The organism is Brucella sp. LJL56 (assembly GCF_054871705.1).
Map to the genome: position 1 here is coordinate 449,637 of NZ_JBTXLQ010000002.1, position 25,925 is coordinate 475,561.

The window sequence follows — 25,925 nt, forward strand, 5'->3', positions numbered from 1 at the left end:
CTTTTGCAAGCGTGTGCACAGTCTTTGCCTTTTACGAAAGCCTGTCAATGCCTTTGTAAATTTTATTCTGAAATCATAAAAAATAATTCAATCATTCTGTTTTGGGTGTCACTTGCACAGCGATGCAAGGATCATAGCGACAAAAAAGGCGGCCGAAGCCGCCTTTTTGTTCTCTCCAGTCCCATATGGGATCAACCAATCGCCATCAGGCTGGCATTGCCACCTGCCGCTGTGGTGTTGATCGAGGTCGAAACCTCTTCCAGAAGCCAATTGAGGCAGTAGGCATCCGGGTTGTTTGCAAGCTCCTCTGTGGAAGCGGCCTGTGTGAGGACCAACGGCCCGGAAAGCATCGCGAGCTTCTTGTTGATCTCTACGATGCGTTCAGCGTCCCCTTCCACCAACGCACCGGCAAACGGTGCGTCGGCTTCCCAGTTTTTCGTCCAGACCGTGCGCGCTGCCACCGAAGTGGGAATATCCTTCAATACGTTCCGCAACCCTGAAGCTTCGTCGATATATACGGTATTGCCGGTGGCAAGAGCGGCCATCATCTGGCGATAAAGGCCTGTTTCTGTCTGCGGAACCAGCAGGATATTTCCTCGCGGATGCAGCGCATAAAGATTGCGCTCACCGACCGGGCCCGGCAATTCAAGATCAAGACCAAGTGCAGAAGCGCTGCCAGTATCGCGGGCAGCCTGGGCCAGATCGTTCATGCCCCGTTGGCCAAGCCACTTGGCAAAATCCTTGAGCGCCGGATCGGTGTGAACAGAGCTATGGCGCGGTGGTATCGGAGCTGTTTCCACGAGACGTCCGAGATAGAGCGGACCACCTGCCTTCGGGCCAGTTCCAGAAAGACCGCGCCCACCAAATGGCTGCACGCCGACAATCGCGCCGATAACGTTGCGGTTGATATAGAGGTTGCCGACACGGATACGATCCGCAACATTGGCGATCGTCTCGTCAAGGCGCGTATGCAGACCGAAAGTAAGCCCGTAACCGGTCGCGTTGATATCATCGATCAGGCGCTCCATATCATCGCGCTTGTAGCGCACGACATGCAGAACCGGGCCGAAGACTTCCCGCTTCAGGTCGCGAAGCGAATTAATCTCGATGATGGTCGGTGCAACAAAAGTTCCGCTCTGTGTTTCGGGACCGAGCGGAAGCTGCTCGACCTTGCGACCGAGGTCACGCATGCCCTGAACGTGCTTTTCAATGATGTTCTTGGCTTCATCGGTGATTACTGGGCCGATATCAACCTTCAGCCTGTCGGTGCGACCGATGGACAGTTCCCGGAGAGCGCCCTTGAGCATTGTCAGAATACGATCCGCGACATCTTCCTGCAGGCAAAGAACGCGCAGCGCCGAACAACGCTGACCGGCACTGTCGAATGCCGATGCAATAACGTCGAACACGACTTGCTCCGCCAGCGCTGATGAATCCACAATCATTGCATTCTGACCACCGGTTTCAGCAACCAGCGGGATCGGCTTTCCGTTTGGCAGCAGACGCGAGGCAAGCTGAGCCTGTATGAGGCGCGCTACTTCGGTGGAACCGGTGAACATTACACCGCATGTCTCTTCGGCAGCCACAAGCGCGGCCCCGATGCGACCGTCGCCGGGCAGAAGCTGAAGCGCATTGGCTGGAATGCCAGCCTCGTGCAGGATACGAACACCCTGTGCTGCGATAAGCGGGGTCTCTTCGGCAGGCTTTGCCAAGACCGGATTGCCTGCGACAAGTGCTGCTGCAATCTGGCCGGTAAAGATCGCCAGCGGGAAGTTCCACGGACTGATGCATACGATGGGTCCGAGCGCCTTGTGACCGACGCCCAGCGTACGGCGGGTCTGCTCTGCATAATAACGCAGGAAATCGATGGCTTCGCGAACTTCGGCAATTGCGTTCGGCATGGATTTGCCAGCTTCGCGCATGATGAGGCCGAGTAGAACCGGCATCTCGCGCTGCATGATGTCCGCTGCGCGCTCAAGACAAGCTGCACGTTCGACGGGTGCAACTGTCGACCAGCTTGCCGTTGCCTTCTGCGCCGTCTTCATGGCCTTCGCTACATCGGCCTCGGCGATCTCAGTCACCGTACCGACGACGTCGTTCCGGTCGCCGGGATTGAAGACTGAACGGCAGACGCCCTTCACCTTGGCTCCGGCAACCTGCGGCTCCGAAGTCCACACCTGGTCACTGCTGTTTTTCAGAATCTTGCTCAGTTCAGCGAGTGTGACTTCGTTCGACAGGTCGAAACCATCGGAATTCTTGCGGGCGCCATAGAGATTTTCCGGCAGGGCAATCTGATCGTGACGCGCGCCGACGACGGCCATCGAGCGAACAACATCCACCGGATCGGAGATCAACTCATCGACTGAGACACTTTCATCGCCAATGCGATTGACGAAGGACGAGTTCGCACCGTTTTCGAGAAGTCTGCGAACAAGATAAGCCAGAAGTGTCTCGTGCGTACCGACCGGCGCGTAAATGCGTGCCGGGCGACCCAGTTTTTCAGGGCCAACGACTTCATCATAGAGCGGCTCACCCATGCCATGCAGGCACTGGAACTCGAATTTTCCCGCTTTGAAGTCCGGGCCAGCCATATGATAGATTGTGGCCAGTGTCTGGGCGTTATGTGTTGCGAACTGCGGGAAAATCACATCGGTCGCCGCAAGCAACTTACGTGCGCAGGCAATATAGGAAACGTCGGTGTGAACCTTGCGGGTATAGACCGGGAAGTCTTCCAGACCATCCACCTGCGCGCGTTTGATCTCGGCGTCCCAATAAGCACCCTTCACCAGACGAACCATAATGCGGCGTTTGTTCTTACGGGCCAGGTCGATGATGAAATCGAGCACAAACGGGCAGCGTTTGCCGTAGGCCTGCACGACGAAGCCGATGCCTTCCCAGTCCGCCAGATCTGAATCTTCACAGAGGCTCTGCAGCAAATCGAGCGACAGTTCGAGACGGTCTGCTTCCTCGGCATCGATGTTGAGACCGATATTGTAGGACTTCGCGATAGCGGCAAGCGCCTTTACCTTCGGCAGCAACTCTGCCATCACGCGTTCGCTCTGCGCACGGACATAGCGCGGATGCAGGGCGGACAATTTGATGGAAATACCGGGGCCGTCATAGATGCCGCGACCAGCGGAAGCGCGGCCAATGGCGTGAATGGCGGTTTCGTAATCCTTGTAATAGCGCTCTGCATCGGCAGCAGTGGTCGCGGCCTCACCCAGCATGTCGTAGGAATAGCGGAAACCGCGTTCTTCCAGCGGTTTGGCGCGCTTCAAAGCTTCATCAATGGTTTCGCCCGTGACAAACTGTTCACCCATCATGCGCATGGCCATGTCGACGCCGCGACGAATGACAGGTTCGCCGCAACGAGCGATCAGGCGCGTCAGGGCGGCCGACAGGCCGCGATCATTGACGGTGTTGGTCAGTTTGCCGGTGACGACAAGTCCCCAGGTCGCAGCATTGACGAAAAGCGAACGCCCGCCGCCAATGTGGGATTTCCAGTCGCCAGTCGAAATCTTGTCGCGGATCAGCGCATCACGCGTTGCCATATCCGGAATGCGCAGCAACGCTTCGGCAAGGCACATAAGTGCCACGCCTTCCTGGCTCGACAGAGAATATTCATGTACCAGACCTTCAACACCCGTGCCCTTATGCTTGGCGCGTAGTGCTTCGATCAGCTTGCGGGCAGTGGACCGAACTTGCTTGGCCGTTTCTTCCGGCAAGGCGGCCTGAGCAGCCAATGCGGAAACGCATTCGGCTTCCGGGCGACGATAAGCGGCGGTAATCGCCTGCCTCAGCGGGCTTTGCTCGCGGATCGGCGGCGCGAAATTCTGGAAAACCGGATTGGTAGGAGCGGGTATGGTGTCGGTCATGGTGCAATGCTCGCAATTGAAAACAGCCCCGAGCGTCTCTGCCCAGTTTAGCTCTGCTTTATCTGGGCGGACACTATCATTTGTGCAAATTGCATTCTGCCTTCATTTACTCCATATGAAGGAATATCGATCTTATTATACGACCTAAAGAAAGCTATAAGGATGCGCAAAATAGATTCCGTAGACGATTTGGATCAGTTCGATCGTCGCATTCTGGAAGTATTGAGCGAAGATGGACGCATTCCGGTCACCGAACTCTCCAAAAAAGTCGGCCTTTCCAAGACGCCTTGTCAGGCAAGACTGAAAAGGCTGGTCGATGAAGGTTATATTGTCGGCTTTCGCGCAGCCATAGACCCCGAGAAACTCGGCCTCGATCATATCGCCTTTACGACGGTCAAACTATCCGACACACGCGAAGCCGCACTTGAAGCGTTCAACACGGCAGTGCGCAAGATACGCGAAGTCGAAGAATGCCATATGATCGCAAGCTCTTTCGACTATCTTCTGAAAGTGCGAACGCCCAACATCCGGCGTTACCGCGAGGTGCTGGGCGAAAAGATTTCGAGCCTGCCCAACGTGGCAAGCACATCCACTTTTGTGGTGATGGAGTCGGTCAAGGACAATCGCCCGGTCAGAGTTTATCCGGGCGCGCTTTAATCTCAGTTTATAACGGTTCGCCAGCCAGATAAAGCTCAAGTGTCTTGACGGTCCCGTCCTGCCAGATGCGCAGAAGCGCGGATGAGAAAGCCGCTACATAGGCTGGATTCGAAGCGAGCGAGCCGAAGATATCCTCCATCGCAAGCCATGCCGCCGGATTGTTTTTCGCAAGGGCCGCCTGTTTGATCAGGCGATCCCATGACGGGTCATTCGGTTCGATGACAGCACCGCTGTCCGTCGTACCATAACAATAGCGACACCAGAAAGCCGAGACGAGCGCCAGTCCGGTCACGAAATGGCCCTTCGCCACGCGATCGGCGGCAGTGGGCAGAATGAATTTCGGCTGGCGGTTGGAGCCATCCAGACACAGGCGGCGGATGGTGTCGCCGATGCTCGGATTGGCGAAGCGCTTGTCGATCAGAACGCGATAGGCTTCAAGATCTGTAGCCGGCACGGGCGGTATTTCCGGGATGATCTCATCCTTGGTCAGCTTTTCCAGATAGCGCCGGATCAGCGGATGCTCCATGGCTTCATGCACGAAATGAATGTCGAGCAACCCGCCCGGATAGGCGATAGCAGCATGGCCCCCGTTCAGAATGCGGATTTTCATCAACTCATAAGCGGCAACCTGATCGGTAAAGGTGACGCCAACTTTTTCCAGAGGCGGGCGTCCGGTCGGGAAATTATCCTCCATCACCCACTGCTTGAAAACTTCGCAAAAGACCGGCCAACCGTCATCGACGCCGAATTCCTTCGCAGCAATTTCGCGTTCGCGCGCACCGGTGGCTGGCGTAATGCGATCGACCATGGAATTCGGGAAAGCAACATTGGCGGAAATCCAGTCGGCGAAGGTCAGGTCGCTCAGCTTGGCGAGCCCCGTCACAGCGTCTTCCGTCACATGACCGTTGCCCGGAATGTTATCACAGGACATGACCGTGAAAGGCTGGACACCCGCCGCCCTGCGCAGCTTCAGCGCCTGAACGATCAGGCCGAACACAGTCTTCGGATCGTCGGGATGCGTGGCATCCGCCACAATATCCGGATGCGCGGGATCGAAGGTCTGGCTGGCCGGATCGATATAATAGCCGCCCTCGGTGATCGTCATCGAAACGATGCGCGTATCGGCTGATGTCAGGTAAGTCATCAGGGCCTTGCGCCCTTCCTCGGTCGAAATGGTTACATAATCGACCATCGATGCGGTGATGCGCGCGCCTGCATGATCGGCCTCCTGTTCCACAACAGTCGTCAGCCAGTCCTGCGCCTTGAGCGTATCGCGCATAGCATCGTCGCTCGTGCGCACGCCAGCCCCTACCAGCGCCCAGTCATGCCCCTCGCCGGTCGCGAACAGATCGTCCAGATAGACAGCCTGATGCGCGCGGTGAAAATTGCCGACGCCGAAATGCACGATACCCGGCTTCAGCCCGGCAGGATCGTAGCCGGGCTTATGCACTTTATCTAAGCTTTGAAGCGTTGCGTGCGATAGCTTGGTCATGACGGTATCCTTTTATTCAAGCGGGTACGAACTGGACTTTCATGGTTGCAGGGTCGCCACCATGCTTGGTGAAGAACGGCAGCATTTCCTCCAGCGGCAGCCGGTGGGAAACGAGCCGCGCCATCGAGCCGCCATTTGCGCCGGAAAAGTCCTGTCTCAATATATCCAATGCCTGCGGGATATTGCGGTTCAGCGAATGGGAACCGGCAATCCTGATCTGGCGGCGGAAAATCTCGAAGGGTGCTACCGAAATCCGTGCGCCGGGTGCGCAGACGCCGAACACCAGAACGGTTCCGCCATCGGCAGTGAACCCGACCATACTTTCCACCACCTTCGCTATGCCGGTGGCGTCGGCGACAAAATCGAAACTCCGCTGACGCTCGTCCAGCGTTTGCGAACCAGATACGAGCGGCTCAAGCCCAAGGCTTTCAACGAAGGCCAGACGGTGCTCGTTGATATCGGCGACAGCCACCTGCGGCACGCCCTGCGCCTTCAGTGACAAAGCCAGCAAGAGACCTATAGGGCCTGCCCCGAACACCAGCGCGTTTTCAGTGCCATGCGGGCCGGTTTTCAACTCCGCCGCGCCAAGCCCGTTCAGCACACAGGCCAACGGTTCCGCAAGGGCGGCCACATCATAAGGCAGATCGCCGATGGAATGGAGATGGCTGGCATTGACGAGGCTCATACCTGCAAAGCCGCCATTGTGAGTGACGCCATAGGCTTTCAGATCGGAGCAGAGATTGGTCAGCCCCTTGAGGCAGGCGCGGCAATGACCGCAGGGAATATTCGGATCGACCGCAACGCGGTCGCCCAGCTTCACATTGGTCACGTCTTCGGCAATGGCCACGACAATGCCCGCATATTCATGCCCCGGCACCAGCGGAAAAGCGCTGGACCCGTAGCGGCCATGCAGAACATCGATATCGGTGTGACAAAGACCTGACGCCTTGACGTCGATCAGGACGTGTCCCGGCTGCAATGCCGGGTCCGGCAGATCAGCCATGCCTGCTTCGCCATGACCGGTAAAATAGATTGCTTTCATTGTTTGTCCCGGCCTCGTCTCACGCCATCCAGTTGCCACCGTCGACGCCAAAGGTTTGGGCAAGGATGTAGTCGCTGTCTGAAGAAGCGAGGAACACCGCCATGCCGGTAATATCTTCCGGCGTCGCGAAGCGACCGATCGGTACCGACTTTGCCACCGCCGCCTTTTTCTCGCCCGGCTTCAAGCCTTCCCATTTGGCGAAATTCGCATCCACGACGTCCCAATGTTCGCCATCGACCACACCCGGCGCAATCGCGTTCACGTTGATGCCATGCTTGACCAGAGCGAGAGCCGCCGACTGCGTGGCGGAAATAATCGCCGCCTTGGATGCACAATAGAGTGTTACCAGAGCCTCGCCGCGACGACCCGCCTGGCTTGCCATATTGATGATCTTGCCGCCACGCCCGCGTTTGATCATCACATTCGACACCGCCTTCATCATGAAAAGCGGTCCCTTGAGATTGATGCCCAGCACGCGTTCATAGCTCTCTTCGGTCAACTCATTGATCGGCGCCATGTCGAAGATCGCGGCATTATTGACCAGAATATCGATGCCGCCATATTCGGCATCGATGAAGGCAACCACCTTGTCGATTGCTCCCAGATCGGTCACGTCCAGCTGCACTGCCTTCACAGACGGGCCAATACCGCGCGCCGCTTCTTCCGCGCGCTCAATATTGATATCGGCAATGATGACCTTTGCACCCTCTTGCGCATAGGCCGCCGCAAAGCCAAGCCCGATGCCGCGTGCAGCGCCGGTAATGAGGGCAACCTTGTCTTTCAGTCTCATGGACTTTCTCCAGTGATGTAATGCCTTTAGTCTAACCATTTGTTTTTACGCATTATCCTACGCAAAACCGCTTCGCATTTTTGCTGGAAGTACTTTTTCTAAAGGTGCGTTTTCTTTTCAGACAGGATCATCGGATGGCGGTCACGACGTTGCAGCGCCAAGCCATCTGGCGTGAAGAGATGAGCGTCGGCGGCATCGAAACCGAGCTTGGCCGCCTCATGCGCGCGCGCCGTACTATTGCCGCCAGCTTCCGCCACGATCAGACCGGAAGCGGCATCGTTTTGCACATAGAGATAAGTCTCGCCGCCAAGGCGCTCGACCACCATGATTTCGCCTTCAAGAATGCCGTCATCTGCCGGATGCAGATGTTCCGGGCGCACCCCGAGCACAAGCGGCGCACCGGCGCTGACGCCTTCTGCTGCGACCGGCACCTTGACCGAACGTCCATCGGCAAGCTGTACCGTCACGCCGTCGCTATCGACCGCGCTCGCCTTGACCTCGATGAAGTTCATGGTCGGCGATCCGATGAAGCCCGCCACAAAGCGATTGACCGGGTGGTGATAAAGCTCAAGCGGCGAACCGACCTGTTCCAGCTTGCCATCGCGCAGCACGACAATCTTGTGGGCCAGCGTCATGGCTTCAACCTGATCATGCGTGACATAAATCATCGTCGCATTGAGCCGATCATGCAGACGCGCCAGCTCGATACGCATTTGCACACGTAGCGCCGCATCGAGATTGGACAGTGGTTCGTCGAACAGGAAGATCTTCGGTTCCCGAACCATAGCGCGCCCGATGGCGACACGCTGGCGCTGACCGCCCGAGAGCTGGCGCGGCTTGCGGTCCAGCAACTTGTCGAGCTGCAATGTCTTCGCGACATCTTCCACCTTGCGATCGCGCTCGGTCTTGGCAATGCCTGCAAGCTTGAGCGCGAAACCCATATTGTCGCGCACATTCATATGCGGATAGAGCGCATAGGTCTGGAACACCATGGCAAGTCCGCGCTCATCCGGCGGCGTATCGTTGCATTGCTGCCCATCAATCAGCAGATCACCGCTGGTGATTTCTTCCAGCCCCGCGATCATCCGCAAAAGAGTGGATTTGCCTGAACCGGACGGCCCGACGAAGACCACGAATTCGCGGTCTTCGATGTTGAGGTCCACCCCCTTGATGACATCGATATTGCCGAAGGACTTGGTGGCGTTATGAAAAGAAAGCGTAGCCATGGGGTTCCCTTTATTTCACGGCACCGAAGGTGAGACCGCGCACCAACTGGCGTTGCGTAACCCAGCCGAAAACGAGGATCGGCGCGATGGCGAGCGTGGACGCTGCCGAGAGTTTTGCCCAGAAAAGCCCCTCCGGTGACGAGAAGGACGCGATGAATGCAGTGAGTGGTCCGGCCTGCGAGGCCGTGAGATTGAGGCTCCAGAAGGCTTCATTCCAGCACAGGATGATGGAAAGAAGCGCCGTCGATGCAATGCCGGGCAGGCTTAGGGGCAGGAGCAGATTGCGTATCTGCTGGCCGACCTTCGCCCCGTCCATGCGGCTGGCTTCAAGAATTTCATGCGGCACTTCCTTGAAGAAGGAATAGAGCATCCAGACAACGATAGGCAGGTTGGAAAGGGTGAAGATGATGATCAGCCCGGTACGCGTATCGAGAAGCCCGGTGTCGCGCGCCAGAAGATAGATCGGCACCAAAACACCCACCGCAGGTAGCATCTTGGTGGAGAGCATCCACAACAGCAGATCCTTGGTGCGTTTTCCTGGAAAGAAAGCCGCCGCATAAGCTGCCGGAACGGCGATCAGCAAAGAGAGGATCGTTGCACCCAGGCTTTCGATCACGCTGTTCATTGCGTAGCGGAAATAGTCGGCCCGCTGATTGACCGCCGCAAAATTTTCCAGCGTTGGCTCAAAGAACAGCTTTGGCGGGGCCACCGCATCGATCTCCGTCTTGAATGCCGCAAGCAGCATCCAGAGGATCGGGAAAAACATGAGAAGCGCTACAATCCAGCCAATAATACCGGCGGAGAGTGCAGCTTTGTTGAGCCTGCGTTTTGCAGCCATCGTTCGTCTCCCCTAATTATCCAGATTGCGCGCCACGGTTCGGATGAGGAACGCGGCAACGATATTGGCGAGGATGATGGCGACGACACCGGCAGCGGAAGCGCCACCGATATCCCACTGAAGGAGCGCCTTCAGATAGATGAAATAGGTCAGCGTCGTCGTGGCAATACCCGGCCCACCGGAGGTAGTGACGAGGATTTCCGCGAAGACCGACAGGAGAAAGATCGTTTCGATCATGATGACGACCGAGATCGGGCGCAGCAGATGCGGCAGGACGATATAAAAGAACATCACCGGCCCTTTGGCGCCGTCAAGCCGCGCCGCTTCCATCTGCTCGCGGTCGAGCGACTGCATCGCGGTCATCAGGATCAGCGCTGCGAAGGGCACCCACTGCCACGACACGATCATGATGATTGACCCCATGGGGAATTGCGCAAACCAGTCTATGACTGGCAGCCCGAGACTGCGCGAGATAAAGGCGAACAACCCGTTGACCGGGTGCATCAGAAGGTTCTTCCAGATCAGCGCCGACACCGTCGGCATGACGAAGAACGGCGCAATGACCAGAAGCCGCGCAATGTTCTTGCCCCAGAAATCCTGATCGAAAATCACGGCGAATAAAACGCCGAACACCACCGAAATGGCTAGAACCGAGCCCAGCAGAATGAGCGTCTTGGTGATGGCCGACCACAGTCCCGGATCGGACACCAGGAACTTGTAGTTCGAGAAACCGGCAAAGCCAGTCACGAAGGGGTTGATGAGATTATAATACTGAAACGAGAACCAGAGCGTCATCGCCAGCGGGACGATCATCCATAGCAAAAGCAGGATGACAGCCGGTGCAAGCAGGGGTCCGGTGCGGACGCTGCGGCGCGACTTTGCGGCAAAGCGCGATTTAGCGCCTGTGGCCAAGGCTGGGTTTGCTGGCATGTCTGACGTTCCCTCCCCTTCCCACTTCGACATCCGCCACGCCCGAAAAGGGTTCAGCGGATCGCGCGAAATTCGAGCCTGCCGCGCCCTCTCATGAGCGCGGCAGGCTGATGGTAACCGGATTACTTGATGTAACCGGACTGCGTCATGATCTGCTCGGCCTGCTTCTGCGCGCCGTCGAGCGCCGCATCGACGCTTTGCTGACCGGCGACAGCCGAAGAGATCGCCTGACCGACAATGGTGCCAATCGCCTGGAATTCGGGGATCGCCACGAACTGGATACCGGTATAGGGAACCGGGTCCTTGGTCGGCTTGGTCGGGTCAGCCGATTCGATCGCCTTGAGAACTGTCTCGGCGAAAGGTGCGGCCTTCTTGTACTCTTCGTTCGCGTAGGTCGACTGACGCGTACCTGGCGGAACGGCAACCCAGCCTTCCGACTTGCCGACCAGTTCGACATAGCCTTTCGAGGTCGCCCATTTCAGGAACGACTTTGCGGCTTCCGCCTTCTTGGTCGATGCCGGGATGGCGAGGTTCCACGACCATGCCCATGAAGAGCCATTCGGCGTCACTTCGACGGGAGCCTTGGTGAAGGCGACCTTGTCGGCAACTTGGCTCTGCTTCGGATCGTAGATGCGGCCCGCAGCCGAGGTGGCGTCGATCCACATGGCGCAATGGCCGGTGGAGAACAGCGCCTGATTTTCATTGAAGCCATTCGAGGTGATTCCGGGAGGGCCTACTTCCTTCATCAGATCGACGTAGAAATTGATGGCCTTTTTCCAGGTATCGGAGCTCATCTGCGGCTTCCAGTTCTCATCGAACCAGCTACCGCCGAACGTGTTCACCAGCGTCGAAAGATAGGCCATGTTTTCGCCCCAGCCCGGCTTGCCGCGCAGACAGAGACCGTACTGTTCTTTCGACTTATCGGTGAGCTTGGTCGCAAATTCCTTGATCTCGGCATAGGTCGGCGCATCCGGCATTTTCAGGCCGGCAGCTTCGAACAGATCCTTGCGATAAAGGGTGAACGAGCTTTCCGCGTAGAATGGCACCGCATAAAGCTTGCCATCGACGGTCAGACCGGCGCGTACCGGCTTGATGAGATCGTCATAGTCGTAATCGTCGCCGAGATCATCGACCGCAAGGAGCCATCCGGCCTTGCCCCATATTGGCGTTTCGTAACCGCCGATGGTCATGATGTCGAACTGGCCGCTCTTGGTTGCGATGTCAGTGGTAACACGCTGGCGCAGCACGTTTTCTTCGAGCACCACCCAGTTGAGCTTGTTGCCGGTGGCCTTTTCCCATTCCGGCGAAAGCTTCTGCATGATGATCATATCGGCATTGTTGACCGTTGCGATCGTGAGCTCCTCCGCCCACGCCGAACCAGCCAGCATCGCGACGCCAGCGGCAGACGCAATAAGCCCTGTCACATAAGTTTTGGTCCGCATTTCGTCTCCTCCTTTACGAATGCATAGCAAAATTCTTACATATGTAAAATTTATGACGCGGCTATCCGTAGCTTGTCAAGCACGGTTTTCGATTATGCGTTGCGAGGAGAAACGACCGTTTTGTGAACAGTTCTCAAGGCTGAAATCACGGATATTTCCACCTGCCAAATTCACGAATTGATGTTTTAGCACATATAGGTATTCACCGCATCATTCTCTGCAAATACATTTGCCTGCTTGACGTTTGACCCGGCCTTTGACAGTTTGGCTGCATTTCGCCCGAAGGAGAACAAAGGCGAGCAGAGCTGGAGGAACATCCTGAAATCGTTGAGGAAGCGGCAACAGGAGCCAGACCTTGTCCTGAGAAATCGGCACATTCCAGTTTATATGGCGGCTTCGCAAGAAACGGCATTGCCGCGTGGAACAAGTTCGCGGCGACTGACAAACAGGACCTAAAGACGTGCGCAAGACGATACGCACCATGGAAGATTTCTCGGCATTCGTAGGGCTCTCCCGCCCGACGGTCTCAAAATATTTTAGCGATCCTTCTTCTGTCCGTCCCAAGACCCGGGAATTGATCGAAGCGGCAATCAAGCAATCCGGCTTTCGTCCAAATCTTTTCGCGGTGAATCTCAATCGGCGTCGCACAACAATCCTGGGTATAATAATTCCCAATCAGCTCGATCATTTCTACATGGCGATGACGAAGCGACTGCAATCGCTTGCAGAGCAACGTGGCTACCTTGCGATCGTCCTGTCATCCGATGGCAAACCTGAGTTGGAAAAGCAGGCAATTGAAACTCTGCGTTCGCTTAATGTCGCGGGCGCAATCATTGCGCCGCTTGGCGAAGAGTCGCAACATTCGACACTGGCACGTCTCGCCGACGACGTTCCTATTGTCTATGTCGACTCTCCCCTAGACAGCACTTCGCCTTTTGTCGGCACGGATAATCTCAAATCCTTTCATCTGATTGTCGATTATCTATGCCGTTCAGGCAGCGAACCCTGCTATTTTTCGATGCCGATGGTCAATAACAACGCGATCAAGCGGCAAGATGCCTATCAACAGGCAATGGAAAAGCTTGGTTATGAGCCGCGTATCATTGATCTCGAACAGAGCCGAAACTGGGATTTCGAACACTATGCATTCGAGCAAACCGCGCGCATTTTGCGCGAAAAGGGCCGTCTCCCAACAAGCACGGTGCTGTGTTCCAACGACCGTATCGCCTTTGGCGTAACAAGCGCACTCTGGCAGGCTGGTCTGAAAATCGGCAGGCTCAAGGATTGCGACGTCCGTGTTGCCGGTCACGATAACAATCCGCTATCAGAATATACGTGTCCGCCGCTTACTACCGTGGCACAGGATTACAATGAGATCGGACGGCTGGCGATTGAGCTTTTGTTCAGAACGTTGGGTGAGACGGTTGATAGCCGGCTGGAGTTTCCGGAAACACAGCGCATTCTCCTCAATGCCGAAATCAAACTGCGCATGAGCGCGTGAAAATGGCGGGTCACCCCGCCATTTTCATTTCTTTAGTTCAAACCAAGCGTACCGCGCAGCGTGGAAAGATCCTCAGCCAACGTAGTCACTGGACCAGCAAGCGCCTTGCGGTCATCATCCGACAGCTTGTCATAGGATTCATAACCGTCACCCTTCTTGTACTTGGCAAGAATGTCGTCGACCGTCTTGAAGTTGGCTTCCACCTTCTTCACAAGGTCCGGATTCTCTTTTTCCAACAGCGGCTTGAAAAGCTCGACAATTTTCTGGGCGCCGTCAACATTGGCCTTGAAATCCCAAAGATCGGTGTGGCTGTAGCGATCTTCCTCACCAGAAATCTTGGTTGCCGCCACTTCTTCAAGCAAGGCAGCAGCACCACCCACCACCTTTTCCGGCGGAACGGTGAGGTCTTTCACGCGCTTCTGAAGTTCCAGTACATCGGCGTAAAGCTTGTCTGCAACCGGGGCGAGTCCTTCGGTCGAATTCTGTGCGAACAAGCCATATTCAATACGGTGAAATCCAGTGAAATCTTCCGATTTTTCGCCATTTTCGTGATCATCGGCACGACTGTCGATCGAAGCGTCAAGATCGGCGAAAAGCTCGGCAATCGGTTCGATCTTTTCGTAGGAAACGCGTGAAGAAGGATATAGCTCCTTCGCTTTCTCCAGATCGCCTGCCTTCACTGCATCGGTAAAAGCCTTCGTATCCTTCACCAGGATATCGAGGTTTTCCTGCACGTAGACCTTGTAATCCGCAATAGGCTGGACAAGGTCCAGCGGTGAAACTTCAGCCTTGGCCACGCCGAAGCTCAGCGTGAGAGCAACGGCACATGCCGATGCCAGCAATGGCAGACGATACTTCATATTTTGCCTCTCCATATAGGGCGCATTGCGGGAATGCGCGTTAAATCCAAACTTGAGATGCGATCCTCACCCGCGGGCATTCTGCGGACCGCTGGCCTCTAAAAGTGCGCGCGCGTAGTAGTCCTTGTGATCCTGAACACCCGGCAGCGCGAAGAAATACCCGCCTCCGATGGGTTTCAGATATTCTTCCAGCGGTTCCCCGTTGAGCCGGTTCTGGACAGTGATGAAACCCTTCTCCAGATCGGCCTGATAGGCGATGAAGAGCAGGCCCATATCAAGCTGGCCCGACTTGCTGACACCGTTGGAATAATTGAATGGCCGACGCAAAATAAGGTGCTGTTCAGCACTGGCATCACGCGGATTTGCCAAGCGAATATGCGAGTCCAACGGCGTCACCTTGCCATCGACATCCTTCGTGTAATTGGGAACATCGGCTTCGGTCTTACCGTCGAATGGTGCCCCGCTGTTCTTGAGGCGCCCGAAAATGGCTTCCTGCTCCTGCAGCGGCGTGCGGTCCCAGCGTTCGACGAAATTACGAATGATGCGTACAGCCATATAGCTGCCACTGGTCGCCCAATCCGGTTCTTCGTTTTGCTTCTGCACCCACAAAATGCGGTTCATCAGTGCCTCATCAGAGGAATCCGGATTGGCGGATCCATCGCGGAAGCCGAGGAAATTCCGGGCGCTTTCCTTCGCCTTGGGCGAGTGCGGCGGCTGTACAGGAACCGTCCCCTCCTGCTTCCACCGCACCATCAGAAGATCTGGCATGTTCTTCATGATGTCACGCAGAGCATGGATGTTTGTGTCTGGCGTATTCGAACAGAACTGCAGAACCAGATCCCCATGGCAGATATCCTTCTGCAAGGCATCATTTGGGAAACCGGTCATGCGTTGTAGAAGTTTTGGCTTCAACGGCTTCAGGCCGAAACGATCATCGAACAGTGATGCGCCAAGCGCGACCGTAACTGTGAGATTATCAGGCGTGACCAAAGGCCCAAGAATACCGGAATCGGATGGCGGAAACTTCGCATCGAGTTCCGGCGGCTCCCCGCCCTTCATCAAAAATTCGGCCCGCTCAGTGAGCGTCTTGAACATACGCTCCAGTTCGGCGCGATCGCGTGCCAGCACATCGAATGAGGCGATGAGACCGGCAGCGGGACGAGGCGTAACGATACCCGGCTGATGCTTCCCGTAAAATGGCTGCTTCTCGTGAATCTTATCGCTTTCCGGCGCATTGGTTACACTTTCGGAAGAAAGCGCATGGGCTGCCTGCGGGGCAAGTACACCGGCAACGGCTCCCGCAACACCGGTTGCTCCGGCCCCCAGCAGCAATGCGCGCCGACTGGCAGAAGCAGGCTCTTCAGTGGTTATCTTATCTGTTTTGAAAAATTTTTTGGTCATCATTCTACCCCAAGCTGATCACGGAGTTTCGTAAACTGTGCGGCGAGTGCAGATGCGCCATCCTTTATTTTTGCCTTTTCGTCAGAAGACAGAGCATCGAATGTCTTGTAGCCATTGCCTTCAGCATCTGCATCGAGCAGCGCCTTGATCGAAACAGCATCCTTGTCGATGTCCTCAAATGCCTTCGGATCGACTTTTTCAACGATCGGACGCAGAACGCTGGCTGTCTTGCCGGAGCCTTCGAGAAGCCCAGACAAAGCTTGCAGATCGGTATGTGCATAGCGATCTTCACCCACATCGGAAGCAGTCGAAGCAAAGCGGTTCAAAGCGGAAGCCGTGCCCGCCAACATGCGATCCGGTGAGATACGAAGTCCCCGAATGCGCTCTTTCAATGCAGCGGCATCCTGCTCAAGCTTGCCGGCAACAGTCGTAAGTCCATCGACGGACTTTTGCTCGAAAAGACCGTACTCAATGCGGTGCAGACCACCGAAAGCCGGATCCTGTTCACGCTTCTCAAAATAGTCGGCACGGGCGTTGATAGCGGTATCGAGATCGGAGAATGCTTCCGAAACGGGAGCAATGCGTGCATAAGCTCCACGCGCCGGACCGTACGCAGCCTGCGCAGCTTCAAGATTACCGCTCGATATTGCAGCGGAGAGCTTCGCAACCGCCTCCTGGAATTCGGTTACTTCAGTGGTGAGATAAATCTGATATTCGGCCAATGCACCGATGAAAGCCGTAAGCGGGGGCTTACCCTTTTCTGCTTCACTGGCAGCGGTCGCGGTCACGATCAACTTCCCACGCGGATTGGACAGAAGCCCGCAGGTGATCTGGTACTCGCCGGGTGTCAGCTTGGCGGCGAGTGTCTGCTTGAATCCCGGTGCAATATTTTCACGCTCCTCGAGAACCATCACGCCATCAAGGATTTCCCACTCCACTGTACGGTCGGACTGGTTGATGATTTCGAATACCGAGCGCCCTGCTGGAACTGTCAGTTCGTTCGGCTCACAACTCTTACCGTTGATCGCCACCTGTATTTTGTCGCTGGCTTCTGCATGGCGGGCTTTGTCCGACACACGGGATGCATAGTAAAACGCAGCACCAGCGGCGAGCAGCAGCAGCACGGCTAGAACCAGTCCTATGCGGACCAGATTGCGTGAGATAGGTTCAGCGGGCTTCGAATTCGTCATGAAAATCTCTTTTATTGTGCGCTTGATTTGGCCTGACTTGCAGTTGCCGATGCGTTTGCTGGCATCAGGAACAGAATGAGCGCCGGAACGAGGAAAGCCACATAGGCAACCACTTCACTGACAGTCGGCGTGGCGATGTAACCGAAAACACCCGCCAGAACGGAGCCAAGCGTGCTGTCGAGCGGAAGAATATCGCTTGCATCGAACACGACCGTCTGGAAATGATTCCAGACACCGGCTTCGTGCAGCGCCATGACTGAATTGGCGAGAATGCCCGCCGCAATGATCAGAATGAAAACGCCGGTCCAGCGGAAAAAGCGGCGAAGGTTCAGCCTCAGACCACCTTTATAGATGCCATAGCCAACGACGGCAGCGAGCAATACGCCAAGAAGCGCACCAAGCGGTGCAGCAGCGCCCTCGCTCTGCTGGAAAGCCGCCAGTAGAAAGAAGACAGACTCAAGCCCCTCACGTGCGACGGCGAAGAACACCATCAGAATGAGGCCGAAGCCCTTATGCGTTGGTGTTTGAAACGCTGCATCGATGGAGTGATGCAGTTCCGACTTGATGGAGCGTGCGGCCTTGCGCATCCAGAAAACCATCGACGTCAATACGAACACAGCGATCAGACCGATAATGGCTTCGAACAGTTCCTGCGCTTTCTGTGGGAACTCTGCGCTGAGAAGCTGCAGGATGGCGCCAACGGCCAGTGACATAGCGAGTGCCAACAAGATGCCGATCCACACCACAGGCATCCAGGCGCTGCGGCCAGTCTGATGAAGATAACTGGCTATAATGCCGACGATCAGCGCGGCTTCCACGCCTTCGCGAAACATGATTAGAAAAGGTACGAGCATTCCAACTATCCAAAAGATAGAGAAATCGGCCTGTCATTCGGTCGCTTCTCTTCAAGCCCAGCATGAAGCCTTCGTCATTTGGTCATCTTTTATATCCGCACAGCCAGCGCTGCAAGCCAAATGAGCTTGACATGCATTGGAATGTTTTAGAATTGTTCTAATGATTTCATGCGTTTAGGTCACAACTCTTTAGTCGCGGTCGCAAACACTCAATCCACATAACTCAATTTTACATCTTATCTCACGGAAATAATTCGGGATTTTCTCGCAATTCCCGTACCGAAATGAAACGTATCATTTGCAGCCTGTGCGCGTTCTTCGTGTTGAACCGCTCGAAATTTCAAAATTTTCCGAAATGGTCAAAAATTTTTGCAATTTAGGGGTTGAAGATTGGAGCGAGCTGATCCATATCACAGTCACTTACCGCTGTGCCTCCTCCCATTGCGCGCGGTAAGTGTTCCCCTCTGGAGGTTTGCCCAAGTGGCACCTTCATAACTTAGCCGGACTTTTTCAGTCCGGCTCTTTTTTTACCTGGAATCCTGATTTCTGTTTGTTTCACCGGGAACGTAAAAACTCTACAACTATCTGTTTTAAAAAGATTAATTGGAATGTTTTATCTTCACTCTAATCACTCGCAATCTGATTAATCGAATTCCAGTTAATCCGCGAATACCAGTTAACTTCAACAAAAAAAGCGCCGCGTTACCGCGGCGCTTGTCATTAACAAATGTACAGTTCTTCTCAACCGTATGCTGCCACAGGCGGGCAAGAACAGATGAGATTTCTGTCGCCGCCGACATTGTCGACACGGCTGACCGGCGGCCAGTATTTTGCTGTCGCATCAAAGTCGCCATCAAGCGAGCTGGCCGGGAACACCGCTTCCTCACGCGTGTAAGGATGCGTCCATTCCGTTGCCAGCGTATCGCCAGCCGTGTGCGGAGCATTGGCAAGCGGGTTGTCATCCGCAGGCCAGACACCGTCGGCAACCTTCTTCGCTTCACCTGCAATGGCAATCATCGCATCGCAAAGGCGATCGATTTCCGACTTCGGCTCGGACTCGGTCGGCTCAATCATCAGCGTTCCAGCAACCGGCCATGACATGGTTGGTGCATGGAAACCATAGTCGATGAGGCGCTTGGCCACGTCTTCTACAGTGATGCCTGCGCTGTCTTTCAGCACGCGCGTATCCACAATGCACTCATGCGCCACACGATCATGTGCGCCGGTATAAAGGATCGGATAGGCGTCCTTCAGACGATGCGCAATGTAGTTGGCGTTGAGGATTGCAGCCTCGGTTGCCTTCTTGAGACCCGCGCCCCCCATCATGCGAATATACATCCACGTAATGACCAGAATGGATGCACTGCCAAACGGTGCTGCCGAAACGGCATGCTTGGAACCGAGATCAACATGGCCCGGCAGATAAGGCACCAGGTGCTTGGCCACACCAATCGGACCAACACCTGGACCGCCGCCGCCATGCGGAATGCAGAAGGTCTTGTGCAGGTTCATGTGGCAGACGTCAGCGCCAATATCGCAAGGACGAGCGAGGCCAACGAGTGCATTGAGGTTCGCACCGTCGAAATAGACCTGACCGCCATTGTCATGGACAATTTCGCAGAAAGCCTTGATGCCTTCTTCGAACACGCCATAGGTCGATGGGTAGGTGATCATGAACGCCGCAAGATTATCGCGGTGCTTTTCAGCCTTGGCTTTCAGATCATCAATGTCGATATCGCCGTCCGGGCGGCAATTGACGACCACAACGCTCATACCAGCCATCGATGCGCTGGCAGGATTGGTGCCATGCGCAGACGATGGAATAAGGCAGATGTTGCGATGGCCTTCACCGCGTGACTGGTGATAGTGGCGGATTGCGAGAAGACCCGCATATTCGCCCTGACTACCAGCATTTGGCTGCAACGATACACCTGCAAAGCCGGTGACTTCGCAAAGCCATGCTTCGACGTCCGAGGTCATCTTGGCATAGCCTTCGGTCTGGGCCGCAGGCGCGAACGGATGCAAATTGGCAACCGTGTTCCAGCTCACGGGCATCATTTCTGCTGCCGCATTGAGCTTCATCGTGCAGGAGCCAAGCGGGATCATCGCGCGATCAAGCGCCAGATCCTTGTCGGCCAGACGACGCAGAAAGCGCATCATCTCAGTTTCCGACCGATGCGAATGGAAAACATCCTGGGTCAGGAAGCCTTCACCGCGTCCGTTGCCAGGAACCAGAACCTTGTCGTCGTCAACCGGCTTGGCACCGAATAGCACCGCGAGCGCGGCAAGATCGTCTTCGGTGGAGGTTTCATCGAAGGTAACGCCAACTGTATCCGCATCGATAATGCGGAGCAGACGACCGCCCATGTCGGCTTCGTCCGCAAAGGCTTGCGCCTTGCCGGAAACCTTGATGCTAACTGTGTCGAACAGACTGTCGCCAGCAACTTCGACGCCTGCAGCCTTGAGGCCCGTCGCAAAACGCGACGCAAGACCAGCAACACGCGTTGCAATAGCCTGCAAACCAGCAGGACCATGCCAGATAGCAAAGGATGCAGCCATATTGGCAAGCAATGCCTGCGCGGTGCAGATGTTGGACGTCGCCTTGTCGCGGCGGATATGCTGCTCACGCGTCTGGAGCGCCAGACGGTAGGCCGCACGGCCATGCGCATCGACCGACTGGCCGACGATACGGCCCGGAATGATACGCGTCAGTGGCTCGGATACTGCGAGATATGCAGCGTGCGGGCCGCCAAAGCCCATTGGAACACCATAGCGCTGCATGGAGCCGACAGCCATGTCCGCACCCCACTTTGCAGGAGCCTCCATAATGGTCAGCGCCAGCGGGTCGGCAACAGCGATAACCAGCGCGCCCTTGGCCTTGGCATCGGTGATGACAGCGGTGAAGTCGCCATAAACGCCGCGTGTATCCGGCCATGGAACGATGATGGCTGCGGTATTATCATCAACCGTGCTTCCGGTTTCAACTTGCCAGCCAAGCGGCTCCGCGCGGGTGTTGATCACGTCAACACTCTGCGGATGCAGCTCACCTGCAAGCAGAACACGGCTGCGCTTGTCGCGATGATGACGGACGGCAACACCCACAGCTTCAGCAACAGCAGTTGCTTCATCCAGCAGCGATGCACAGGCAACCGGCAGACCGGAAAGCTCGGCAACAAGCGTCTGGAAGTGGAACAGAAGCTCCAGACGACCCTGGCTGATTTCCGACTGGTAAGGCGTGTAAGCCGTGTACCAGGCTGGATTTTCAAACAGGTTGCGCTGGATGACGGGTGGCGTCTGCACACCATGATAGCCCGCACCGATGAAGCTCTTCTTCACCACATTGCGGCCCATGATTTCATTGAGCTCGGCAAGTGCTGCGTGTTCGCTCAAAGCTGCTGGCAGATCGAGCGCACGGTTGAGGCGGATGGATGCCGGAACAGCCTGTGTGATCAGCGTTTCCATGGAAGGAAGACCGAGCGCTGCAAGCATTGCGCGCTCGTCTTCAACTCTTGGCCCGATATGACGGGCAACAAAGGGAAGAACCTGTTGCGTCATTTCTTTATCCTACGAGTTTGTCGTAACCAGCCTTGTCGAGAAGTCCCGAAAGCTGGCCTTCATCGGAAAGCTTCAGCTTGAACAGCCAGCCTTCGCCTTCAGCAGCCTGATTGATGAGAGCTGGATCGCCCGAAACGGCTTCGTTGACTTCAACCACTTCGCCATCGACCGGAGCGTAAACGTCGGAAGCGGCTTTGACCGATTCCACAACCACAATGCCTTCGCCCTTGGAAACGGTGCGACCGACTTCCGGCAGATCTACGAATACGAGGTCGCCGAGCTGTTCCTGTGCGTGGATCGTAATGCCCACAGTGGCAACGCCACCTTCGACGCTGATCCACTCGTGATCTTCGGTGAACAGGATATTGGCCATGGAAATCATCCTTTGCGATAGCGATGCGGTGTGAAGGGAAGTGCCGAAACGTCAACGGGAACCTTGTTGCCGCGAACGTCAGCGAAAACACGTGTGCCGGGGGTAGCGAGGCTTGCCTCGACATAGCCCATGGCAACAGGGAAGCCTGCCGATGGTCCAAAACCACCAGAAGTAACAGTACCGATCTGGCGACCGGTTTCATCGAACAAGTCTGCACCGCCGCGCACTGGCTGGCGGCCTTCAGGCTTCAGGCCGACGCGCTTGGCAGATGCGCCCTTGGCGATCGCGTCCAGCACAGCCTTTGCGCCGTTGAACGCAGCCTTTTCGCGCACAGGCTTGGCGATTGCCCAAGTGAGACCCGCCGAAACAGGATCCGTTTCCGGCGTTATGTCCTGACCGTGCAGGCAGAGACCGGCTTCAAGGCGCAGACTGTCGCGAGCGGCAAGGCCGATCCATTCGACGCGTTCGTCGGCCAGAAGCTTGGCTGCAAGTGCGCGCGCTTCATCAACAGGCAGGCCGATTTCAAAACCGTCTTCGCCGGTATAGCCCGAACGGGTCATGAACCAACCAGCTTTGGGCTCAAAGCCGCTCATAAAGCTGAGTTCTGCGCCGGCCAAACCTGCATCATTAATGACGCTTTCGGCTTCCGGACCCTGAATGGCAAGGAACACACGATCAAGCGGGTTGACGGTTACGTTCTTACCCGATGCAGCTTCATTAAGATGTTCAATATCGGCATCAGCGTTGCCCGCGTTGGCAACAACCATGAAACGATCTTCGCCAAGGCGCGTGACGATCAGATCATCAAGAACACCGCCCTTGTCATTGAGGAAGAACGTGTATTTCGACTGGCCGGTTTTCAGAGCCGATGGATCAAGCGGACAGGTTTCGCTCAGCAGTGCGATAGCATCTGCGCCCGAAACGTCGATCAGCTTCATATGAGAAATATCGAAGAGGCCAACATGCTCGCGCGTGTGAAGATGTTCCTTCATCACGCCCAGCGGATAGGTGATCGGCATGTTCCAACCGGCAAAGCCACCGAAGCGCGCGCCAGCTTCTTCATGCAAATCCTGCAATGGCAGGGTATTCAAGTGTGCGGTATCGCCCATAACAACTCCAGAGTCGCACGTGTGCCTCCGCAAAATGCGGTTGCTTCGTGCCCCTCTGTCTCAGGCCTGAGAGACTCGCATAGCAAGGATGCTACACTTACACCTTCGGCGCGGGGTTTCCCCCGACTTTCCAGAGTTGTCTTACCCGTCTGCGGTTCCTTGTACCTGAGAGATTTCGGGCGATTTCCCCTTCGGCGGCCAGTTGGCGCTCTCCCGCAGACAGACAGTGCAAGAACATCATTCAGCATGACGTCCCGGCACCCGACGAAACTCCCTTAACCCAATCCGGCGCGCAAGTCATGTGGAATTGTTGTCTCTAACCGACTATATCCCGGACTTTTGCGACAAAATCTAAAGCTGACGGAGGTTCAGATTTATACTCTATAATACATGCATATTACGGCACCGACGAGGCCGCATGATCACCCTGCCTGACACCCTCACGAGTTTCTCTGTTCTCCACATTTTGTGGAGATATTCTCGGCAAGCAAATTTTTAAAGAGGTTTTAACCACTTAGCCGCCGAAGCAGCCTGAATTCTGGCGGTTTCCCCACTTGGACAGATGATTGTGATGGCATGATGGCCGAGCTGCGTAAAAGGCGTGCAATTGACAAGCTTTAACGCATTGCAGCTATGCAAATCTGTCTCTCCAATTCGTAATGCTTCAAGCCTATATGCTGTTTGCAACAAAGAGATAAGATTTTACTAGGTGAGAGAAATGAACCTGATCCGCTCGTACAACAACTGGCGCCGCTACCGTAACACGGTAAACGAACTGAGCCGCCTGAGCCCACGCGAACTGAACGACCTTGGCATTCTTGCTTCGGAAATTCCGTTCGTTGCACGCAAGGCCGCTGCTCGTTAATAGCACCTTCGGAAGGCATTGCCTTCTCAAAGGATCGCGAGTCCCCATAACCGCGCGATCCTACAGTTTCCAGAATATCACCGGGGTTTTCTCCTCCTCCCATTCCCTCGGTGATTCAAGACCGGATGTCCTCCTCCCAAGTCCGGTCTTACCCATAAAATACCCGTCGCCTCCTCCCGCGACGGGTATTTTCGTTTGTGGGGTGCTTAAATTTCTTGCGAGGCGAGCCTCGCCGCACCGCGCCTGTCGAACGCAACCGAGATTGCGAAGACCACCAGGCCAGACAATGCGAGCAACGCACCGACTGTACCCGTCGATGTCCAGCCATACCCCCATGCAACCGCCAGCCCGCCGAGCCATGCTCCCAATGCATTGGCAAGATTAAGTGCGGAATGGTTGAGGGCTGCGGCCAGCGTCTGTGCGTCCGCCGCCACATCCATCAGGCGCGTCTGCAAGGCAGGGACGAGTGCAAATCCGCCTCCGACCAGAAGCACGTTCAAAAATGCTGTCACCGGATGCTGCATGAGCATGGGGAATACCAGCATGACTGCCATATCATAGAGCAGCACCAAGCCAACCGTTCCCATGACAGAGCGATCCGTCAGTCGCGACCCCACTATATTGCCAAGCACCATGCCCAGACCGAACATGGCGAACACGAAAGGCATCCATTTCACATCGATATGCGAAACCTCGGTGACGGTCGCCGCAACATAGGTAAAGACGGAAAACAAGCCACCCGTGCCGATGGCACCAATTCCGAGCGTCAGCCAGACCTGCTTGCGGCGAAATGCTCCCAGTTCGCGCAAGGGTGACGCTCCCGCATCTGCAGGCTGTTTGGGCACATAGACCGCGACCAGCATCATAGTTAGAATTGCAATCAAGCCGACCGCGCCAAACATTGCACGCCATCCGGCGATCTGACCGAGAGAAGTCGCAAGCGGCGTCCCACACAATGTGGCGACGGTCAGTCCCATCATCACCCGCCCCACTGCCTGCGCACGTTTGCCCGGTTCCGCCAATGATGCAGCGACAAGCGAAGCCACGCCGAAGTAAGCCCCATGCGGGAAACCGGCGACAAACCGCATCATATAAAGACCTGCATAGTTCTGCATGAATGCGCTTGCGAGATTGCCAAAGGCGAACAGACCCATAAGCAGAAAGAGAAGCTTGCGACGGTCCATTCTTGCACCGATCACGGCCAGCACCGGAGCACCAATCAGAACACCAAGCGCATAGGAGCTGATGAGGTGCCCACCTTGCGGTATAGTCACATTGAGGTCGCGAGCGATATCGGGCAGCAGCGCCATAATGGCGAATTCACCGGTGCCGATACCAAAGCCACCGATGGCAAGCGCTAGTTCCGCCAGTCGTATAGACGAACGTGGCGAAGTTTCCGGCGATGAAGCCGAAGGCTGAATTTCTGACATGAATGAGCCTGAAGAGAATGGAGGATGTCCGACAACCCTACCATTCCTTTCAGGCAATGGCGATACGCATTGTTGCACGCTTAGACGGCGCGGCGATAACAGATTACTTGGCCGCAACCACCTCGATCTCGACCTTGAATTCCTCGCGCGTGAAGCCGGAAACGATCATCAGCGTCGAGGCTGGCGCAGGCTGCGGGAACAGCCTGTCGCGGACGTCCATATAAGGACGCATATATGCCCGGTCAGTGACGTAAGCGTTGATGCGCACGACATCGGAAAGCTCCATACCGCCATCGCGCAGAATACGGCGAATATTCTCGAAGCAGAGTTCGGCCTGAGCGCCTGCGTCTTCCGGCACGCTGGCATCGGACGCGATACCAAGCTGACCGGAGCAGAAAATCATTTCAGCACCGGCTTCTACCTTGACGCCATGACTGTAGGCGGCAAACGGCGCTGCCATGTCAGCAGGTAGCAGATGTTTCAGAATAACCATCG

General features: G+C 55.8%; 20 protein-coding genes and 1 riboswitch. Of the genes, 3 read left to right on the forward strand and 17 right to left on the reverse strand.

The features are described from left to right. Positions 1-191: 191 nt before the first annotated feature. Positions 192-3,875, reverse strand: coding sequence for a trifunctional transcriptional regulator/proline dehydrogenase/L-glutamate gamma-semialdehyde dehydrogenase (gene putA / locus ACYSN1_RS10675; protein ID WP_461725641.1), 3,684 nt, complete (start codon positions 3,873-3,875; stop codon positions 192-194). A gap of 162 nt (positions 3,876-4,037) precedes the next feature. On the opposite strand from putA, the gene ACYSN1_RS10680 reads away from it, so the two are divergent. Further along, on the forward strand, positions 4,038-4,532 hold the full coding sequence (locus ACYSN1_RS10680) for an Lrp/AsnC family transcriptional regulator (protein WP_010659033.1): 495 nt from the start codon (positions 4,038-4,040) through the stop codon (positions 4,530-4,532). Positions 4,533-4,539: 7 nt separating this feature from the next. Here the strand turns inward: ACYSN1_RS10680 and ACYSN1_RS10685 are convergent, their stop codons facing one another. The 7 genes from ACYSN1_RS10685 to ACYSN1_RS10715 all read right to left on the reverse strand — a co-directional run bounded on the left by ACYSN1_RS10685 (position 4,540) and on the right by ACYSN1_RS10715 (position 12,292). Continuing rightward, positions 4,540-6,024 (reverse strand): mannitol dehydrogenase family protein, encoded by a 1,485-nt coding sequence (locus ACYSN1_RS10685; protein WP_461725642.1) that lies wholly within the window; start codon positions 6,022-6,024, stop codon positions 4,540-4,542. 16 nt (positions 6,025-6,040) lie between these two features. Next, the gene (locus ACYSN1_RS10690) at positions 6,041-7,066 is read right to left on the reverse strand and encodes a zinc-dependent alcohol dehydrogenase family protein (RefSeq protein ID WP_461725643.1); all 1,026 of its coding nucleotides are present in this window, start codon (positions 7,064-7,066) and stop codon (positions 6,041-6,043) included. 19 nt (positions 7,067-7,085) lie between these two features. Beyond that, a complete protein-coding gene (locus ACYSN1_RS10695) occupies positions 7,086-7,856 on the reverse strand; it encodes an L-iditol 2-dehydrogenase (RefSeq protein ID WP_461725644.1) in 771 nt (256 codons plus the stop codon). Between the two features lie 98 nt (positions 7,857-7,954). Then, entirely contained in the window at positions 7,955-9,082 is a 1,128-nt protein-coding gene (locus ACYSN1_RS10700) for an ABC transporter ATP-binding protein (RefSeq protein ID WP_461725645.1), read from the reverse strand. Positions 9,083-9,092: 10 nt separating this feature from the next. Then, the gene (locus ACYSN1_RS10705; RefSeq protein ID WP_461725646.1) at positions 9,093-9,920 is read right to left on the reverse strand and encodes a carbohydrate ABC transporter permease; all 828 of its coding nucleotides are present in this window, start codon (positions 9,918-9,920) and stop codon (positions 9,093-9,095) included. A 12-nt stretch (positions 9,921-9,932) separates the two neighbouring features. Beyond that, on the reverse strand, positions 9,933-10,850 hold the full coding sequence (locus ACYSN1_RS10710; protein ID WP_461725647.1) for a carbohydrate ABC transporter permease: 918 nt from the start codon (positions 10,848-10,850) through the stop codon (positions 9,933-9,935). Positions 10,851-10,972: 122 nt separating this feature from the next. Next, positions 10,973-12,292 (reverse strand): ABC transporter substrate-binding protein, encoded by a 1,320-nt coding sequence (locus ACYSN1_RS10715; RefSeq protein ID WP_461725648.1) that lies wholly within the window; start codon positions 12,290-12,292, stop codon positions 10,973-10,975. 481 nt (positions 12,293-12,773) lie between these two features. Between ACYSN1_RS10715 and ACYSN1_RS10720 the strand changes: the two genes are divergently transcribed. Continuing rightward, a complete protein-coding gene (locus ACYSN1_RS10720; RefSeq protein ID WP_461725876.1) occupies positions 12,774-13,793 on the forward strand; it encodes a LacI family DNA-binding transcriptional regulator in 1,020 nt (339 codons plus the stop codon). A 32-nt stretch (positions 13,794-13,825) separates the two neighbouring features. Here ACYSN1_RS10720 and efeO (ACYSN1_RS10725) read toward each other — a convergent pair whose 3' ends face one another. From efeO (ACYSN1_RS10725) to gcvT, 7 genes are all read right to left on the reverse strand, one after another. Further along, the gene (gene efeO / locus ACYSN1_RS10725; protein ID WP_461725649.1) at positions 13,826-14,653 is read right to left on the reverse strand and encodes an iron uptake system protein EfeO; all 828 of its coding nucleotides are present in this window, start codon (positions 14,651-14,653) and stop codon (positions 13,826-13,828) included. Positions 14,654-14,719: 66 nt separating this feature from the next. Beyond that, positions 14,720-16,054 (reverse strand): iron uptake transporter deferrochelatase/peroxidase subunit, encoded by a 1,335-nt coding sequence (efeB, locus tag ACYSN1_RS10730; protein ID WP_461725650.1) that lies wholly within the window; start codon positions 16,052-16,054, stop codon positions 14,720-14,722. Next, positions 16,054-17,244: an iron uptake system protein EfeO gene (gene efeO / locus ACYSN1_RS10735; RefSeq protein WP_461725651.1), complete on the reverse strand. Its 1,191-nt coding sequence runs from the start codon at positions 17,242-17,244 to the stop codon at positions 16,054-16,056. The genes efeB and efeO (ACYSN1_RS10735) overlap by 1 nt, the downstream gene beginning before the upstream one ends. Positions 17,245-17,255: 11 nt before the next feature. Then, positions 17,256-18,098, reverse strand: a complete 843-nt coding sequence (gene efeU, locus ACYSN1_RS10740; protein WP_461725652.1) for an iron uptake transporter permease EfeU — start codon at positions 18,096-18,098, stop codon at positions 17,256-17,258. A gap of 741 nt (positions 18,099-18,839) precedes the next feature. Further along, complete coding sequence (gcvP, locus tag ACYSN1_RS10745; RefSeq protein ID WP_461725653.1) at positions 18,840-21,653, reverse strand: aminomethyl-transferring glycine dehydrogenase; 2,814 nt, start codon at positions 21,651-21,653, stop codon at positions 18,840-18,842. 4 nt (positions 21,654-21,657) lie between these two features. After that, positions 21,658-22,026 carry a glycine cleavage system protein GcvH gene (gene gcvH / locus ACYSN1_RS10750; RefSeq protein ID WP_140018969.1) on the reverse strand — a complete coding sequence of 123 codons (369 nt, stop codon included), beginning with the start codon at positions 22,024-22,026 and terminating at the stop codon, positions 21,658-21,660. Positions 22,027-22,031: 5 nt separating this feature from the next. Continuing rightward, on the reverse strand, positions 22,032-23,135 hold the full coding sequence (gcvT, locus tag ACYSN1_RS10755; protein WP_461725654.1) for a glycine cleavage system aminomethyltransferase GcvT: 1,104 nt from the start codon (positions 23,133-23,135) through the stop codon (positions 22,032-22,034). 142 nt (positions 23,136-23,277) lie between these two features. Then, a riboswitch (glycine riboswitch) is annotated at positions 23,278-23,361 on the reverse strand. Between the two features lie 492 nt (positions 23,362-23,853). On the opposite strand from gcvT, the gene ACYSN1_RS10760 reads away from it, so the two are divergent. Further along, positions 23,854-24,000 (forward strand): DUF1127 domain-containing protein, encoded by a 147-nt coding sequence (locus ACYSN1_RS10760; protein WP_007879540.1) that lies wholly within the window; start codon positions 23,854-23,856, stop codon positions 23,998-24,000. Positions 24,001-24,206: 206 nt separating this feature from the next. Here the strand turns inward: ACYSN1_RS10760 and ACYSN1_RS10765 are convergent, their stop codons facing one another. Beyond that, complete coding sequence (locus ACYSN1_RS10765) at positions 24,207-25,430, reverse strand: MFS transporter (RefSeq protein WP_461725655.1); 1,224 nt, start codon at positions 25,428-25,430, stop codon at positions 24,207-24,209. A gap of 103 nt (positions 25,431-25,533) precedes the next feature. Beyond that, positions 25,534-25,923 carry a RidA family protein gene (locus ACYSN1_RS10770; protein WP_461725656.1) on the reverse strand — a complete coding sequence of 130 codons (390 nt, stop codon included), beginning with the start codon at positions 25,921-25,923 and terminating at the stop codon, positions 25,534-25,536. Positions 25,924-25,925: the final 2 nt, after the last annotated feature.